Source organism: Plantactinospora sp. B5E13, assembly GCF_039871775.1.
Classification (GTDB): domain Bacteria; phylum Actinomycetota; class Actinomycetes; order Mycobacteriales; family Micromonosporaceae; genus Plantactinospora.
On sequence record NZ_JBDPLT010000008.1, the window covers coordinates 142,292 to 158,021 of the forward strand.

General features: G+C 73.4%; 14 protein-coding genes. 4 read left to right on the forward strand and 10 right to left on the reverse strand.

The features are described 5' to 3' along the window. The first annotated feature begins 56 nt into the window (after positions 1-56). A complete protein-coding gene (locus ABGB05_RS10345) occupies positions 57-512 on the forward strand; it encodes a gamma-glutamylcyclotransferase (protein WP_347652999.1) in 456 nt (151 codons plus the stop codon). A gap of 61 nt (positions 513-573) precedes the next feature. Here the strand turns inward: ABGB05_RS10345 and ABGB05_RS10350 are convergent, their stop codons facing one another. Beyond that, complete coding sequence (locus ABGB05_RS10350) at positions 574-2,532, reverse strand: histidine kinase (RefSeq protein WP_347653000.1); 1,959 nt, start codon at positions 2,530-2,532, stop codon at positions 574-576. A gap of 132 nt (positions 2,533-2,664) precedes the next feature. On the opposite strand from ABGB05_RS10350, the gene ABGB05_RS10355 reads away from it, so the two are divergent. Next, positions 2,665-3,414: an ABC transporter ATP-binding protein gene (locus ABGB05_RS10355; protein WP_347653001.1), complete on the forward strand. Its 750-nt coding sequence runs from the start codon at positions 2,665-2,667 to the stop codon at positions 3,412-3,414. Beyond that, positions 3,411-4,217 carry an ABC transporter permease gene (locus ABGB05_RS10360; protein ID WP_347653002.1) on the forward strand — a complete coding sequence of 269 codons (807 nt, stop codon included), beginning with the start codon at positions 3,411-3,413 and terminating at the stop codon, positions 4,215-4,217. The genes ABGB05_RS10355 and ABGB05_RS10360 overlap by 4 nt, the downstream gene beginning before the upstream one ends. Before the next feature lie 87 nt (positions 4,218-4,304). Here the strand turns inward: ABGB05_RS10360 and ABGB05_RS10365 are convergent, their stop codons facing one another. From ABGB05_RS10365 to ABGB05_RS10375, 3 genes are read right to left on the reverse strand one after another with little or no spacing between them, the layout of a single operon-like run. Beyond that, positions 4,305-5,063, reverse strand: coding sequence for a hypothetical protein (locus ABGB05_RS10365; RefSeq protein ID WP_347653003.1), 759 nt, complete (start codon positions 5,061-5,063; stop codon positions 4,305-4,307). A 44-nt stretch (positions 5,064-5,107) separates the two neighbouring features. Beyond that, complete coding sequence (locus ABGB05_RS10370) at positions 5,108-6,178, reverse strand: hypothetical protein (protein ID WP_347653004.1); 1,071 nt, start codon at positions 6,176-6,178, stop codon at positions 5,108-5,110. Positions 6,179-6,191: 13 nt separating this feature from the next. Then, positions 6,192-6,821: an MBL fold metallo-hydrolase gene (locus tag ABGB05_RS10375; RefSeq protein ID WP_347653005.1), complete on the reverse strand. Its 630-nt coding sequence runs from the start codon at positions 6,819-6,821 to the stop codon at positions 6,192-6,194. A gap of 118 nt (positions 6,822-6,939) precedes the next feature. On the opposite strand from ABGB05_RS10375, the gene ABGB05_RS10380 reads away from it, so the two are divergent. Then, complete coding sequence (locus tag ABGB05_RS10380; RefSeq protein WP_347653006.1) at positions 6,940-7,950, forward strand: DUF4349 domain-containing protein; 1,011 nt, start codon at positions 6,940-6,942, stop codon at positions 7,948-7,950. A 92-nt stretch (positions 7,951-8,042) separates the two neighbouring features. On the opposite strand, the gene ABGB05_RS10385 is transcribed toward ABGB05_RS10380, so the two are convergent. From ABGB05_RS10385 to ABGB05_RS10410, 6 genes are all read right to left on the reverse strand, one after another. Next, positions 8,043-9,653, reverse strand: a complete 1,611-nt coding sequence (locus ABGB05_RS10385) for a hypothetical protein (RefSeq protein WP_347653007.1) — start codon at positions 9,651-9,653, stop codon at positions 8,043-8,045. Positions 9,654-9,683: 30 nt separating this feature from the next. Next, complete coding sequence (locus ABGB05_RS10390) at positions 9,684-10,826, reverse strand: aminotransferase class I/II-fold pyridoxal phosphate-dependent enzyme (RefSeq protein WP_347653008.1); 1,143 nt, start codon at positions 10,824-10,826, stop codon at positions 9,684-9,686. A gap of 35 nt (positions 10,827-10,861) precedes the next feature. Beyond that, positions 10,862-11,785: a serine O-acetyltransferase gene (locus ABGB05_RS10395; RefSeq protein WP_347653009.1), complete on the reverse strand. Its 924-nt coding sequence runs from the start codon at positions 11,783-11,785 to the stop codon at positions 10,862-10,864. Continuing rightward, entirely contained in the window at positions 11,782-12,678 is an 897-nt protein-coding gene (locus tag ABGB05_RS10400; protein ID WP_347653010.1) for a pyridoxal-phosphate dependent enzyme, read from the reverse strand. Before ABGB05_RS10400 ends, ABGB05_RS10395 begins: the two co-directional genes overlap by 4 nt. Before the next feature lie 160 nt (positions 12,679-12,838). Next, positions 12,839-13,558: an aspartate/glutamate racemase family protein gene (locus ABGB05_RS10405; RefSeq protein WP_347653011.1), complete on the reverse strand. Its 720-nt coding sequence runs from the start codon at positions 13,556-13,558 to the stop codon at positions 12,839-12,841. Positions 13,559-13,764: 206 nt separating this feature from the next. Continuing rightward, on the reverse strand, positions 13,765-15,726 hold the full coding sequence (locus ABGB05_RS10410) for a hypothetical protein (protein WP_347653012.1): 1,962 nt from the start codon (positions 15,724-15,726) through the stop codon (positions 13,765-13,767). Between the last annotated feature and the right edge of the window lie 4 nt (positions 15,727-15,730).

Below are 15,730 nucleotides of genomic sequence, written 5' to 3' on the forward strand. Positions count from 1 at the left end.
ACCGACACGCACGGTCGTATTCTCCCCCGCCCCTCCCAAAGGCTATCGTCATCGCCGTGCGTCATTACGCCGCGTACGGCTCGAACCTCGACCCGGCCCGGATGCGGGCCTACTGTCCGCACTCACCGATGGTGGGTACCGGCTGGCTCGAAGGCTGGCGCCTCACCTTCGCCGGTGAGGGCGTGCTCGGTTGGGAGGGCGCCGTCACCACCATCGTCGAGTCGCCCGGCGACCGGGTCTTCGTCGCGCTCTACGACGTGCACGCCTGGGATGCCGCCCAGCTCGACGAGGTCGAGGGGGTGGTCTCCGGCACCTACCGCAAGCTGCACGTCCGGGTGGTCACCCTGGACGGCGAGGTGACCGCCTGGGTGTACGTCTTCGCCGGTTACGAGGGCGGGCTGCCGACCGCCTGGTACCTGTCGGAGATCGCCAACGCGGCGGAGAAGGCCGGCGCCCCGGACGACTACGTCGCCGAACTGCGGTCCCGACCCACCGGCACCGCCTCCGCCTGACGCCTCGCCGCGCGGCGGTGGGGCCGGACAGCACCGACCGCAGCGGCGTCCGTCCGTACGGTCACGGCAACGGTGGCGGGCACGGGATCTCCAGCGTCAGCCGGGTCGGCCCGCCGGATGGGCTGTCCAGCGTCAGTACACCGTCGAAGGCGTTGAGTCGGCGACGTATCCCGGCCAGTCCGCTGCCCCGGGTCGGGTCGGCGCCGCCCTGACCGTCGTCGCTGACCACGGCCCGCAGTGCCGTACCGGTGTGCCCGATGGTGATCTCGATCTGGTCCGCCCCGCCGTGCCGGACCGCGTTGGCCAGCGCCTCCAGGATGCTGAAGTACGCCGCCGACTCCACCGGAGGTTCGAGCCGACCGGGCAGGTCGCCGGTGACCCGTACCGGGACCGGGCTGTCCAGCGCCACGGCGCGGACCGCGTCCGGCAGGCCACGTTCGGCCAGCACCGGCGGGTGGATGCCGCGTACCAGGTCACGCAGTTCGGTCAGGGCGGCGGCCGAGGCGTCCCGGGCCTGCGACACCAGCGCCCGGGCGGCGGCCGGGTCCTCCTCGATCAACCGTTCGACGTCGGCCAGGTTCAGCCCGACCGCGATCAGCCGGGCCTGGGCCCCGTCGTGCAGGTCCCGTTCGATCCGGCGCAGTTCGGCCGCCTGGGCGTCGACCGCGTCCGCCCGGGTCTCGGTCAGTTGCCGCACCCGCCCGGCCAGGACCGCCGCCCGGGTCGGGGTGAGCAGCAGGTGGTCGTAGCGCAGACGGAGCCGCAGCGCCGCCGGCCCGAGCAGCAGGCCGAGGCCGGCCATCGCGAAGCCGACGAGTGGGCTCGCCCAGCCGGGGATCACGGCCAGCCCGGGCACCAGGTAGGTGCCGCCGTACCAGAGGTACCACGGGGTGACCCAGTAGCCGCTGGCCAACCCGAGCGGGACGGCCCACGGCGCCCAGGACAGCGGCTGCCAGGCCAGACCGTAGAAGCCGACCGCGAACAGGCCCGCCGGCAGCAGCCCGAACACCCCGGCGACCGGGTTGGTGGCCATCCACAGCTGGTCGCGCCAGGTGGCCGGGTCGGTGAAGAGCCACTCGTACTCCTGGGCCCGGACGGCCGCCACCCGGTTCGGGTGCAGGATCCGGCCGACCCGGTAGCGACCGTCCGGGTCGGGCCGGGGCGGCGCCGGGAACGGCCGGTACGGTTCGACGACCGGCACCCCCGTCCACGACCCGAGGTACCGGCGGTAGCGGCTGACCAGCGGTCGGGTCAGCGCCGACAGCTGCGGGGAGAGCGTGGTCCCGCTGACCAGCCCGGTCACCAGGTTGAGCAGGAAACCACCGAAGGCCGCGAAGCCGAGCCCGGCCAGCCCCGCGCCGTGCCAGACGGTGTTCTGCCACCGCCCGGTCCGGCGGGCCAGCCCGGACCGGTGCCACCACGACTCGTCGGCGGGCTGCAGCAGCACCCGACTCCACCGGCCGTGCAGGGTCAGCGCCGCCGGTCCGACCGCGAATCCGGCCGCGACCAGCGCCAGACCGGCCGCCAGGCCGACCACCGTCGGCGGTACGCCGACGACCGGGGCCGCCACACCGGTCAGCGCGAACCCGGCGAGCCCGGTCCCGGCGGCGACCAGCGCCGGCGGCACCAGCACCGCGAGCCCGCCGAAGACCGGGGTGAGCAACAGCCACAGCAGCTCGCGCAGCAGCGCCGGGTCCTCCGCCCGCCAGGTCAGTTCGAGGAAGTACGTCGGCCAGCGGGGTGACCGGTAGAGGCTGTTCTCGTACACGTACCAGCCGTCGGCCCGACGTTCCGGCTCCGGTGGGCCGGGACGGCGGACCGGCTCGACCCGGATCCCGCCCCAGCGTCCGGCGAGCTGCCGGCCCAGGTCCGCCAACCGTCTGCTGGCCCGGGCCGCCGGCAGGTACGGCACGACCAGGGTCGCCGCCACGACCAGCAGCAGCCCCATCACCAGGCCGGCCAGTCCGAGCCCGAGCAGGGCGAGACTCCGGACGACCGCGAGTGCATGCCGGCGTTCCATGGGGACCAGTCTGGCGAGTCGGCGCCGCCCGGGGACTGCCGCTGGGCCCCTGACCGGGGTGCAGTTTCCCCCACCCCGACCGGGCGGCTGGACACATTACCGTCCACCGCCCCACTCCCTAGCGTCGACGGCATGACAGTCATCGAAGTCAACGGCCTACGGAAGCGGTACGGCGGCCAGGTCGCCGTCCGCGACGTGTCGTTCAGCGTGGAGGCCGGGGAGATCTTCGGCATCGTCGGGCCGAACGGTTCCGGCAAGACCACAAGTGTGGAGTGTCTGACCGGGCTGCGCCGGCCGGACGGCGGCACGATCAGGGTGCTCGGCCTCGACCCGGCCCGGTCCGGCGCCGAGCTGCGTCGCCAGGTCGGCGTACAGCTGCAGGAGAGCCAGTTGCCCGACCGGCTGAAGGTGTGGGAGGCGCTCGACCTCTACAGCTCCTTCTACGCCGAGCCGGCCGACTGGCGGACGCTGCTGGAGGAGGTGGGCCTCGCCGAGAAGCGCAACACGGTGTTCGGCAGGCTCTCCGGCGGCCAGAAGCAGCGGCTCTCGATCGCGCTGGCGCTGGTCGGCAGTCCCCGGATCGCGGTCCTCGACGAGCTGACCACCGGCCTGGACCCGCAGGCCCGCCGGGACACCTGGCAGCTCATCCGGGACGTCCGGGACCGGGGGGTGACGGTGGTGCTGGTCACGCACTTCATGGACGAGGCCGAACGGCTCTGTGACCGGCTGGCGGTGGTCCGGGCCGGCGAGGTGGTGGCCATCGACACCCCGGCGAACCTGGTCGCCGGGGCCGAGGTGCCCGGAGTCGAACGGCCGACGTTGGAGGACGCGGTCCTCGCCCTGACCACCGGTCCGCGGTCCGGGGAAGGAGAATCCCGATGAGCCGTACCGGTACCCGGGTCACCACCCCCCGAGCCGGGGCGGCACCGCACCGGGTCGCGGTCCGCAGTACCCGGAAGCTGATCGTCACCGAGGCGAAGCTGTTCGTCCGGGAGCCGCTCGGCGCCTTCTTCGGCGTCGCCTTCCCCACCGTCCTGGTCCTGGTGCTCGGCTTCGCCATGCCGGGCTTCCGGGAGCCGAACGCCGACGTGGGCGGCCGGCTGCCGATCGCGGTCTACCTGCCGATCGTGCTGGCCCTGGCGATCGGCACGGTCGCTCTGGTCAACTTCCTCAACGCGCTCGCCGCCGACCGGGAGAAGGGGGTGCTCCGCCGGCTCTCCACCACGCCGGTCCCGCCGATCCGGCTGCTGGTGGCCCAGCTCGTGGTCAACATCGTCGCCCTGCTCGTCGGGTCCGTGGCGGCCCTGCTCGCGGCCCGGGTGCTGCTCGGGGTGACCGCCCGTCCACACCTCGCCGGGCTGCTGCTCGCCTTCCTCCTCGGCGCCGCCTCGATGGTGACGTTGGCGCTGCTCCTCGCCGCGTTCACGCCCACCAGCCGGGCGGCGGTCGGGATCGGCAGCCTGGTCTACTACCCGATGCTCTTCGCGGCGGGGGTCTGGACGCCGGGCCCGCTGATGCCGGAGGCGGTCCGCCGGGTCGCCGACTTCGTCCCGCTCGGTGCCGCCTCGCAGGCGCTGCAGGACGCCTGGGCCGGGGACTGGCCGCGGCCGTTGCACCTGGTAGTGCTCGTCGGCTGCACGGTCGGGTTCGGCGCCCTGGCCGCCCGGCTGTTCCGCTGGAGCTGACCGCGCCGGTACGGCGCCGCGCTCGGTCCGGCCTGGCCGGGGGCATCCGTACCGTGCTCAGTTTGGCCTGGGGAATCCGTACCGCGCTCAGTCCGGCCTGGACGGAGACATCCGTACCGCGCTCAGCGCCCCGCCGAGCAGGTTGACGAGTTCACCCCGTTCGGCGGGGTCGAGCAGGCCGAAGGCGGGCGAGACGATCCGGTCGGTCACCGACTCCACCCACAGTCGCCGTCGTACCAGCGGGCCCACCGGTGGGTACGGCGGCGACCAGCCGTACGCGACCGCGCCCGACTCGCCCTCTGGGCCGGCCAGGATGATCTCCACCGGGGTCATCCCGGCGGCCCGGACCGCCATCAGGGCCGCCCCGGAGTAGAACTCGTAGAGCAGGTGCAGCAGCACCGCCGCCCGGGCGGCCGGCGCGGCGTCGGCCGGCACCGGCAGGCCCCGCCAGGCCGCGAAGAGCGGCATCCCGGCCGCGTCCGCGGCCGCCACCACCGGGGTCAGGAGTTCGACCAACCGTCCCACCTGTGGCAGCCCGGCCAGGTAGTCGATTCCCCAGCGGCAGCACTCGGCCCGGCTGACCTCTGCCACCTCGCTCGGCTTCGCCACCTCGGCGGCGCTGTCCCAGCCGTCGGCGACGGCGTCCGGCGCGACGATCCCGATGGCGGCGGCGACCGTCTCGGCCCGTACGTCGCCGAGCACCGCACCCCGCCCGGTCACGAAGAACGCCCAGCCGGAGATGCCGAGCCGGCGTGCCTGGCGCAGCGTGCGTGGGCATTCGATGAACGCACCGCCCAACCTCAGCACGCTCGGCCTGGCCGCCGTGGCGGCCTGCTCGGGGGTCAACGACACCGCCTTCCGGTCCGGGGGGCGCGGACGTACCGCCCGCGTCAACCGCTTGAGTGTGCCTCGCGTACCGACTTTCCGGGAGTCCTGCCCGATTTTCCGGAAGGCGTGTCTTCGGCGGCCAGCGCCTCGACGGCGGCCTGTACCTCGCCGACCTGCCGCCGGGCGGCGATCGCGCCCCGTTCGGCGGCCTTCCGGGCCGCTCTGGCCTCGCCCAGCGCCCGCTCGGCGGCGACCCGCCGCTTCTGCAGCTCGGCCAGCGCGGTTTCCAGTTCGGTCAGGGCCGCGGCGCCGGCCCGCTCGGCCTCGACCGTCCGGGCCAGCTCCGCCTCGGCCCGCTCCTGCCGGGTACGCGCCTGCGTCAACGCCCGGTCGAGGGCCCCACGTCGGCGGCTGCGGGCGGCCTCGGCCCGGGCAGCCGCCGCCTCCACCCGGGCCGCGTCGGCCTGCTCCGCTGCCCGGGCCGCCTGCGCCGCTGCTCGGGACGGCTGCGCCGCTGCTCGGGCCGCGCCGGTGTCGTCGGCCGGCGGCCCGGCCTTCTCGGTCCCCGCCCCGGGCTCCTCCGGCCTCGCGCCGGCCGGCTCGACCTCATCCGGCCCTCCGACGATCAGCCGCAGCTGCGGGCGGGGCACCTCACCGAAGCCCGCATAGCTGGCCGCCCGGACCAGCCGACCGGACCTGACCTGCTCGGCGACCTCCGGATCGGCGAGTGCGGCGTTGAGCGTCGTCTCCACCTCGGCCAGCGGCAGTTTGCCGGCGGCCAGCCGGGAATCCGCCACCACAGCCAGGGCCCGCGCCTGCCCGACGAGCGTGGAGACGATCCGGCGCCGCTGCGCGGAGAGTTCCCGCAGCCGTGGCCCGCGCAGCTCCCGTTGGGCGGCACGCAGCCCGGCCGACAGTTCGACCAGTTCGGCCATCAACTCGGGACGACGCGCCGCGAGCAGGTTGACCAGCCAGGCGGCGACGGTCGGCTTACGGAGTCTGCCGATCTCCCGGGCGGCGGCGACGTCCCCGGCGGCCCGGGCGGCGGCGACCGCCTCGGCCCGGGCGGCGACAAAACCGTCCGGCGGCGCCGTGTAGAGCCGGTCGACGAGTTCCCGGGACACTCCGGCCATCGTGTCGACGCGCTCAGTGGACGCTGGTCCCGGGCTCCAGGCGGGCGTACTCGCAGTTCGCCAGCCGGCTCAGGTTGGTGTCGTAGACGTTCAGCCCGGCGGGGCCGAGCAGCCCGTCGTGCAGGGCGTACGCCCGGCGCGGGCCGACCGCCCGGACGAAGTCCACCGACTCGGAGAGCTTCAGCCAGGGGCCGGAGATCGGTACGAACAGCGTCTCCACCTGCGCCCCCTCCGGTACGTCGAACGAGTCGCCCGGGTGGTACACCGAGTCGTTGACCAGGAATCCGAGGTTCACCACCCGGGGAATGTCCGGATGGATCTCCGCGTGCCAACCGCCGTACGCCCGGATCCTGAACCCGGCGGCCTCGAAGGTGTCCCCGGACCGGACGGTGTGCACCACCCCGTCCAGGGCGTCCAGCCTGATCGCCACCTCGGGGTGGGTGTGGACGGTCACCGACGGACGTCTGCCGAGCGTCTCGGCGAGCGCGTCGACGTCGAGGTGGTCGGCGTGCTCGTGGGTGATCAGCACGGCGTCCACGCCGTCCAGGGCGGCCCGGTCGGTCAGGGTGCCCGGATCGATGACCAGGACCGCGCCGTCCTCCTCCATCCGGACGCAGGAGTGGCCGTACTTGGTCAGTCGCATCGAGACTCCTCGGTCGCCGAATCGTGATGTCCCTTGGGCAGTCTGCCGGAACCGACACCACTTCGCCGCACGTCTGACGGATCACTTCGAGGTGGGACCAGAGGGACGGAGCGGGGAGATGAGCGGACGACGGAGTGGGCGGGGCCGACGGCTGGCCGTACTGGTGGGTGCGGTGACGGTCACCGCCACCCTCGCGCTGGCCGGGTGCGGCGCGGACGGTGGCGACCACGCCAGCGGCACGGCCGCCGACTCGGCCGGCAGGGAGAACCTGGCGGGCCAGCCCGGTGCGGCGGAACCGGCGGAGGGCGGTGCCGGGCCGGCGCAGGCCGAACCCGGACAGCCGGCCCGGGACCCGGCTGACCCGGCCGCCCCGGAGCTGGCGGTCAACCAGCGGGCCATCGTCTACACCGGGTCGATCACGGTACGGGTCGACGACGTCGACGCGGCGGCGGCCGAGGCGGTCGGCATCGCGGCCGGTGCCGGCGGGTTCCTCGGTGGCGACACCCGCAGCAGTGACCGGTCCGGTGCCGAGGCGACGCTGCAGCTGCGGGTGCCGGCCGACCGGTTCGCCTCCGTGGTCGACGCGCTCGCCGGGCTCGGTGAGCCGCTACGCCGGGACGTCAAGACGGACGACGTCACCGAGGAGACGCTGGACCTGGACGCCCGGATCGCCACCCAGCAGGCCCGGGTGGAGAGCGGCCGACGGCTGTTGGCGCAGGCGAAGTCCCTCTCCGACCTGGTGATGCTGGAGAGTGAGCTGGCCCGGCGGGAGGCGGACCTCGCCTCGCTGGAGGCGAAGAAGCGGCGACTGGCCGACCTGACCGCGCTCTCCACGATCACCGCCGTCCTGCTCGGACCGGACACCCGGGACGACCACGACGAGGAACCGGCGACCGGTTTCCTGGCCGGGCTGAAGGGCGGCTGGCAGGCGTTTGTCGTCTCGCTACAGGTCCTGCTGACCGTGCTCGGCGCGCTGCTGCCCTGGCTCGTCGCGCTCGGCCTGCCGGTGGTCGGCGTGGTGTGGCTGGTCCGGCGGCTGCGTCGCCGGCGGGCCCGGCCGGTCGCCCCCGCCGGGCCGGTGGAGCAGCCGTCGGCCTCCGTACCGGCGGCTCGTAACCCGGCTGTCTGAGCGGACGTCCGGGCGCCGGACGCCGGACGCCGGGCGCCGGGCGCCGGGCGCTCGGCGGACGACCCCGGGGGCGCCGACCCGCCGCCGGACGGTCAGCTCCGGTTACCGTCCGGCGCGCGGCGGGCCCGGACCCGCTCCCGGCTGAGCCGGTCGAGCAACCGCTCGAACTCGGCCAGCCGGGCGCGGCAGTCGGCCACCGAGCCGCCGAGCACGGTCGCCCCGACCTTGCCGAACCGGGTCAGGGTCGTCCACAGGTGCGGTACGACGCCGTGTCCGCTCTCCGGGTCGAACCGCAGCCGTGGGTCGGCCCGCAGTGCCGCGACGAGTCGGGCCGGGGTGATCTGCTGGTACGCCTTCCGGATCAGTCCGTCGGTGGTGGCGTAGCAGAGGTCGTCGCCGGCGGGGGTGACCAGTCGCCCCGCCCGGCACCGTGCCCCGGTGAGCAGCAGAGCGGTCCGGTTCGCGGCGGTCGTACCCGTCTGCCGGAGGTTGATCTCCAACGCGTACAGCTGCCAGTCGGCGGGATCCGGACCGGCCCCGATCGCGAGGAAGTCGATCCCGACGTGTCCGCGTACGCCGTGGCGGGCGAGTTCCCGGCCGATCGTGTCCGCGTACCGGACCAGTGCCTCCCGGTAGGCCGCGGCGGCGGGTTGGGTCGCCCCGACGAACGAGTGGTCGGCGTCGATCACCTGGTCGTGGGTGCCGATGATCCGCGCGACCACCGGCTGGTCGTCCCCGGTGGTCATCTCCAGCGAAGCGCTCGGGAAGCGCAGCGTCGCCCCGGCGGGGGCGACGGCGAGCCGTTCGACCACGGCACCGACAACCTCGACGTGCCGGCGGAACTCCTCGGCGGAGACGGCAGCGCTGGCCGGCCGCAGCCCGTCGGACAGGGCCGCCCGCAGCCGCGCCGGGTCGGGCCGCCCGACGGTCAGCATCGCGTTGCCGTGTCCGGAACCGAAGCCCGCGTCGACCTTGAGCAGCCAGGGCCCCGGCCCGTGCCGGGCGGTCAACCGGCGCAGTTCCTCGACGAGTCCGTCAACCCGACGCACCGGCCGGTAGCCGCCGGGCAGGTGCGGCACGCCGACGTCCCGGAAGAGCCGACGGCCCGCCGCCTTGCCACCCCAGCGCAGCGTCTCCGGCGGCGTCTCCAGTAGCGGGACGCCGAGCGTGTCGGCGAGCCGGGCCATCCTCCGGCTGGAGGCGAACCCGGCCAGCCCCTCGACCCGGTGCCCATGCTCCCGGGCCCGCCGCACGGTCTGCCGGAGCCGGGCCAGCACGGCCGGCCGGGCCAGGAACTTCTCGCTGAGATGTCGGGCGGACTCGTCGTCCAGCTCGACCATCGCCAGCCGGCGGCGGGCGTCGCCCGGCTCGACCATCGCCAGCCGGCTGGCCGCATCGTCCGGCGTGGCCGGAGCCGGCAGGCGGCGGGCGTCGTCCGGCGTGGCCGGAGCGGGCCGGGGCAGGCCGAGCAGGTGGTCGAGCACCTCCGGCGGTAGTGCCGGCGCCTGCAGCATCACCACCACCAGATCTGGTTGCGCCACCAGCCCGTAGATCTCCCACAGGCCGCGTACCCCGGAGTACCAGCGGCCGACGCCGTGCGCCATCTCGGCCGGGCTGAACTCCTGGGACGGGCAGACCAACCGAAGCCGGAGCGACGTACGGCCGGCCAGTGTCTCGTCGAGGCGGTCCAGGGTCGGGAACATGGTTCACCTTTCCGTGCCGCGTACCGCCTACTACCGGAGGGCCTCGGACAGGCGGTCGAGGATCCGCACCAGCCGGTCCCGGTCGGTGCCGAAGTTGAGCCGGGCGTACCCGGTGAAGGCGGCACCGAAGGCCGCCCCGGCCTGCAGCAGGATCCCGGCCCGCCGGCGCAGGATGGCGCGCGGGTCGGCGGCGACCGACGAGGTCGTCAGGTCCAGCCAGCCGAGGTAACCCGCCGACGGTGGCGTCCAGGCCACGCCGGGCAGCCGGGCCAGCCGCTCGACCAGCAGGGCCTGGTTGTCCCGCAGGGTACGTCGCAGGTCCTCCAGCCACGCGTCGCCGTACCGCCAGGCCGCGAGGGTGGCGGCGACCCCGAGGATGCCGGCCCCGTCCCGCAGGTGCCAGGGCAGCGCCGTGTACCGCCGGTGGATGCCGGAACCGCCGAAGTAGCCGACCGCGCAGCGTAGCCCGGGCACGTTGAAGCTCTTCGCGGCCGACGTGAAGGTGACGGTCCGGTCCGCCAGCCCGGGTACCGTCGCAACAGGCTGGTACGTCGCCGGGTCGTCGACAAGATCCTGGTAGATCTCGTCGCTGAACACCACCGCGTCCCGGGCCACCGTGAACTCGGCCAACGCGGCGAGCGTCGTCCGGTTGAAGACGTGCCCGGTCGGGTTGTGCGGATGACAGAGCACGATCAGCCGGATCGGCCCGACCGACGGCGGCAGCAGTTCGGTGAGCTGCTCCGCGTCCTCGACGTCCCGCACCGGTACGGTGACCGGACGCCGCCCGAGCTGGCTGATCGCCGCCAGGAACGGCGGGTACGTCGGGGTGTGCACGAGTACCCCGTCACCGGGCCGGGTGAGGGTCAGGACGACGGCGCAGAGCGCCTGGGTGATCTGCGCGGAGAGTTCGACCCGTTCCGGCGCCACCGTCGCGCCGTACCGGTCGTGCATCCGGGTGGCGAAGAGTTCCTGGAGCGCCACCGGCGTGCCCTGGTCGAAGTCGGGGTAGCCGTAGTCGTGGAGTTCGACGGCCCGGCGTAGTGCCGTTCGGACCGGCTCGGCGACCTCGAAGTCGAGTTCGGCGATGTCGGCGGGCAACTCGCCGGGTGACACCCTCGACCACTTGATCCCGGTCCGCTGCCGCAGTACGTCGTCCGGGGCGGTACGGAGCACTCGGCCCGGACCCGGAGGACGCGACGTCCCGGCGGTCACAGGTCGCGCAGCGCGCTGGCGCCGCCGATGCAGAGGGCCAGGGTCGCCTCCTCGAAGAGCCCGAGCAGCCGGGCCCGGGCCGCCCGGACCGTGGGTACCCCGCACCGGATGGACTGCTCGTCCGCGTGCAGCACCGGCAGGTAGGACGCGACGGTGCGGTCGTCGTTGAGCAGCGCCGGGGTCAGGTTCCGCAGTCCCGCGCCGGTGACCAGCAAACCGTCCGGGACGGGCGACACCGAGTGGACCTCGACCCGCCGCGCCGGGGCCAGCGAGACCTGACTCACCGAGACGAGCCGGACCCGCGCTCCGGCCGGCACGTCGAAGGTGACCCGTACCCCGGCCTCCAGCCGGCAGTCGTCTCCGATGGTGACCGGCCCGAACACCGACACGCCGCCGCCGATCTCGACCCGGTCCCCGATCCACGGGTGTCGACGGGACTGCCCGTACGCGCTGGAGTGTCCGATCGAGGTGCCGCCGAGCGTCACCCCCTGCAGCAGGTAACAGTCGTCGCCGAGCCGGGTCTGCTCGCCGATCACGGTTCCGTACCCGTGGTCGATCACAAACCGCCGGCCGATCTCCGCCGCCGGGTGGATCTCCACGCCGGTCCGTACCTTCGCCTCCTCGGAGAGTCGCCGGGCGGCGGTCCGCAGTGCGTCGTCGGGGTCCGGCAGGTCCAGCAGCCGGTGGGCCACCCGGTGGACGAGGACCGACCGGAAGCTGGCGTAGCTGCGGTAGGCGTACGCCGGATCGCCGCCGGCGGCGGCGTCCCGGTCGGCCAGCGCGGACAGGTCGGCCCAGCACTCCCGGACGACCTGGTCGCACAGCCCGGCGGTGGGCCCGCCGACCGGTCGGTCGAGCGCGTCGGACAGCAGCGCCCCGATGTCGGACCGGAGGTCGTCGAGGATCTGGTCCCCGCTCACAGGTAGTCCTCCCCCCGGTCGAACAGCAGCGTGACGAAGATCCGTGGCTCGTCGGGACCCGCGGGATGCGCGCGGGCCGACGGGAGCGCGGCCATGTTCGCCGCGCTGCTCGGGCCGACCAGCAGTCCCCGTTCCCGGAGCAGGCGGTCCCGGGCGGCTGCGATCTGGGCCGACGTGACCGGCACCACGGCGTCGACCAGTTCGATCGGCATGAAGGGGGCGGGCTCGCCGACGGCGATGCCGTACGCCTCGTGGTCGTCGTACCTGCCGGCCCGCAGGTCGCAGCCGGGGGGTTCGACCGCGACCGTGACGACCCGGGTGAACCAGGTCCGGAGCGCGGTGCTGATGCCCCGCATGCTGGCTCCGGTGCCGAGGCCGGTGACCAGTACCACCGTGCTGTCCCGGGTGCAGCCGGAGGTCACGAGGTCGGCCAGGATCTCCGGACCGGTCACCTCCTCGTGCACCCTGGGGTTCGCCGGGTTGGCGAACTGGTTCAGGTAGTGGAAGGGGGTGCCCGGCTCGGCGAGCAGTTCGGCGACGACCTCGCCGTTGTCGCGGGCCTGCGGGTAGGCGACGCCGCGGTTGATGACGGTGGCACCCAGGGCGGCGGCCAGCCCCCGCTTGACCGGCGACGACTGCGGATCGGTGACCAGGGTCAGCGGGTATCCGCGGGAATAGGCCTCGATGGCCAGGGCGACGCCGAGGTTGCCGCCGGTGCGCTCCAGCAGCACCCGGCCCTGTCCGGTGGAAAGTCCGTGCCGGGCTTCCGCGTCGTCGATCAGGGCGCGGGCGACCCGGGCCTTGTGGCTACGGCCGGGGTGGAGAAAGTCGCACTTGACGAAGATGTCCTCTGCTAAGCGGATAAGAGGGGTACGAAAATGATCCGCCGACATTGGCACAGAGTACAACACAGAATGAAGTTACTCAATTGTCTCATCGGTCCGACGACGGCGCCGCGTCGCCGCGTCGGGCCGAACGGATACACACAGAACCGAACACACCAGAACCGTCGACCGGACAATTCAATTAGCGTCCGGCCCCGAGGGTCGCCGGCTAGGGCAACCGGGGTCGGCGGACCCGTCCGGCGCCCATCGCCCGGTCCGCCGCCGCCTCGCAGTGCAGCCGGGTGGTGGGAAAGACCGGAACGCTGCTGTCCGTCTGGTCGACCAACAACTCGATCTCGGTGCAGCCGTAGATGATCCCCTCGGCGCCCGCGTCGACGAGTCGCCGGATTATCTCCCGGTACCGGGCCCGGGATTCGGGACGCACGATCCCCTGGCAGAGTTCGTTGTAGATGATCTCGTGCACGACCTGCCGGTCGTCCTCCTCCGGCACCAGGACCTCCAGCCCGTGGGAGGCGAGCCGGTCCCGGTAGAACTCCTGCGTCATGGTGAACCGGGTGCCGAGCAGTCCGACCCGGCGGACGCGGTGTTCCTTGACCACCGTGGCCGTCGTGTCGGCGAGATGCAGCAGCGGTACGCCGATCGCCGCCTGGATCTGGTCCGCGACCTTGTGCATCGTATTCGTGCAGAGCACGATGAAGTCGGCGCCGGCGTCCTCGAGCACCTTCGCCGCGGCGGCGAGCGCTTCCGCCGCGTCGTCCCATCTGCCTTCCATCTGCATGGCCTCGATGGAGGCGAAGTCGACGGAATACAGCAGGCAGCGCGCCGAGTGGAGCCCTTCCTGCCTGTCCTGGACGAGCTCGTTCAAAAGGCGATAATATTCCGCCGAAGATTGCCAGCTCATTCCGCCCAGAAGACCGATCAGTTGCATGACTCTCCTCCCGGAGACCGTGGATGTGAAACCGACTGTTCGCCGCAAAACCCACCTGGCCGGAGGCCGGTTTCCTGCATGATAAGGTTCCGCCAACCGGCATGCATCAGCCTTGACGGCAATCAAGTCGACGAATTCCCGACAGCCGTGGAACGGCGTGGCGGGCGGTGGCCGGTCCGGCGTCGGAGGAGCGGCGACCCTCGTCGTCAACCTCCCGATGCGGTCTCCCTGGCCCGGGCCTCGAAGAACTCCTGGAACGTGCGGTGGGCCAGCCGGTAGACGCTCTGCCCGTCCTCGGCGTCCAACGTGATGTACGGCGCCGCCGACTCCAACAGCCGGTCGATGTCGCTCTCCCCGACCAGCGCGCCGCCGGCGAGCGCGGTGGCGGTCACGGCCCAGATCCGGTCGGCCCGGGGCAGACCCCGCCCCCGGGCCATGGCGAGCGCCTCCAGCAGCGGGTCGTTGATCTCCGCGACCTCGGCGAGCCGGGTGACCGCCGCACCGAACAGGGTCCGGTGGTCCCGGCCGAGCAGGTCGGCGAGTTCCGTGGCGTGGGCCGGTTCCAGCAGGTGTGGACGGGCCAGGATCTCGTGCACCGCCAGCCGGGCGTAGAGGAACTCCCGGTCCCGGTCGCCGATCTCCTTCGCGACCGAGTCGACCAACGGGTCGGCGAAGTCCGTACCGGCGGTGCCGAGCGCGGCGGTGAGCCGCTGCCGGACGTACGTCGCGATCGCGTCCGGGTCCCGGCCGACCACCACCGTCTCGGTCTTCGCCGACCGGCCGAGCGCGTCGAGCAGGTCCTCGGCGGTGGTGTCCGGGTGGTCCGGCCCCTCGGTGGTCGAGGCGCGGGTGCCCACCACGACCCGGCAGCGCGGCAGCCCGGCGATCCGCCGCAGCACCGAACTCGCCACCGTCGCCGGATCCTGGGCCTCGTCCAACGCGTCGACCAGGAGGGTGAACGTCTGCCGGGACAGTTGGTTGAGTAGCCAGTCCACCTCGGCGCCGGGCTTCGTCAGTGGCATCTCGACCCTGGCCGCCTCGGCGATCCGGGCCACCAGGTCCGCCGTGGTGAGCCCGGTCAGGTGCACGACCGCGTCGAAGGCGTCCTCCGGCGGCTGCTCCTCCCCACGGGTCTCGAACCGGCCGACCCGCTGGAACAGGTCACGCAGCCGCGGGTTGGTGTGCACCAGGACGTTGCCGAGCAGGGCCGACTTGCCGGCCCCGGCCCGTCCGGTGACAACCAGCATTCCGGACGTACGCTGCCGCAGCCACCCGGCGATCACCGCCCGCTCGGCCCGGCGGCCGACGAAGTACCAGGCGAGTTCGCCCTGCTCGGCGCCCTGCGCCTTGGCCACGAAGTGACTGCGCAGGTCGGCCGGCAACTCCTGGAGGAAGCTCCGGAGTTCGGCGTAGATGTCCAGCGGGGCCGATATCGCGTCCGGCAGTACCCGGGCGATCCGCAGCGGCGTCGCGTCGTGCAGGCCGAAGGTCATCACCCGGCCCGGTGAGATCCGGTCGTCGAGCCGGGCGACCAGGTCCTTGAGCCGGACCTCCCGGTCGTTGTCGGTGAAGGAGTTCACCGTGGCCGCCAGTGCCTGGCCGAACTCCCCCAGGTAGTTGGTTCCGGCGCCACCCGCCCCGACGATGGCGAGGCGTTCCGGAACGGCGGTCCGCTCCTGTTCCAGCAGGGTCGCGCCGAGCAGGCGGACGAAGGTGTCGGCGCCGCAGGCCTCGACGACCACCAGCGTCCAGGCCCCCGGCACCTGCGCGCGGCGTCGCCACTGGTTGACCAGGTGCTCGGCCAGCGTCGGGGGATGCAGGCCGGTCCCCCGCATCGGCTTGCGGGTGTCCTGCACCGCCAGCCACGCCTCGTTCCCCACCGCCTGACCGTGCCCGAGCCAGAGCAGGACCGAGTTGCCGGGATTCTGCTCGGCGGCCCAGTCCGCCAACCGGTCCACGACCCGGGAGAGGTCGCGGGCGGCCGGGGCGAGCAGCCACGGTCGGGACACGCCGCCGAGCCCGGCCAGGACGGTGGTGATCCGGTCGATCTCCTCGGGCACCTCCGGCAGGTCCCGGTGGTGCTGGTACCGGCTGAACCCGAAGGGCAGGACGGCGAACGTCCCGGATCCGTCGTCCCGCGTCCCGACCGGTTCGTCCGCACTGCTCATGCCG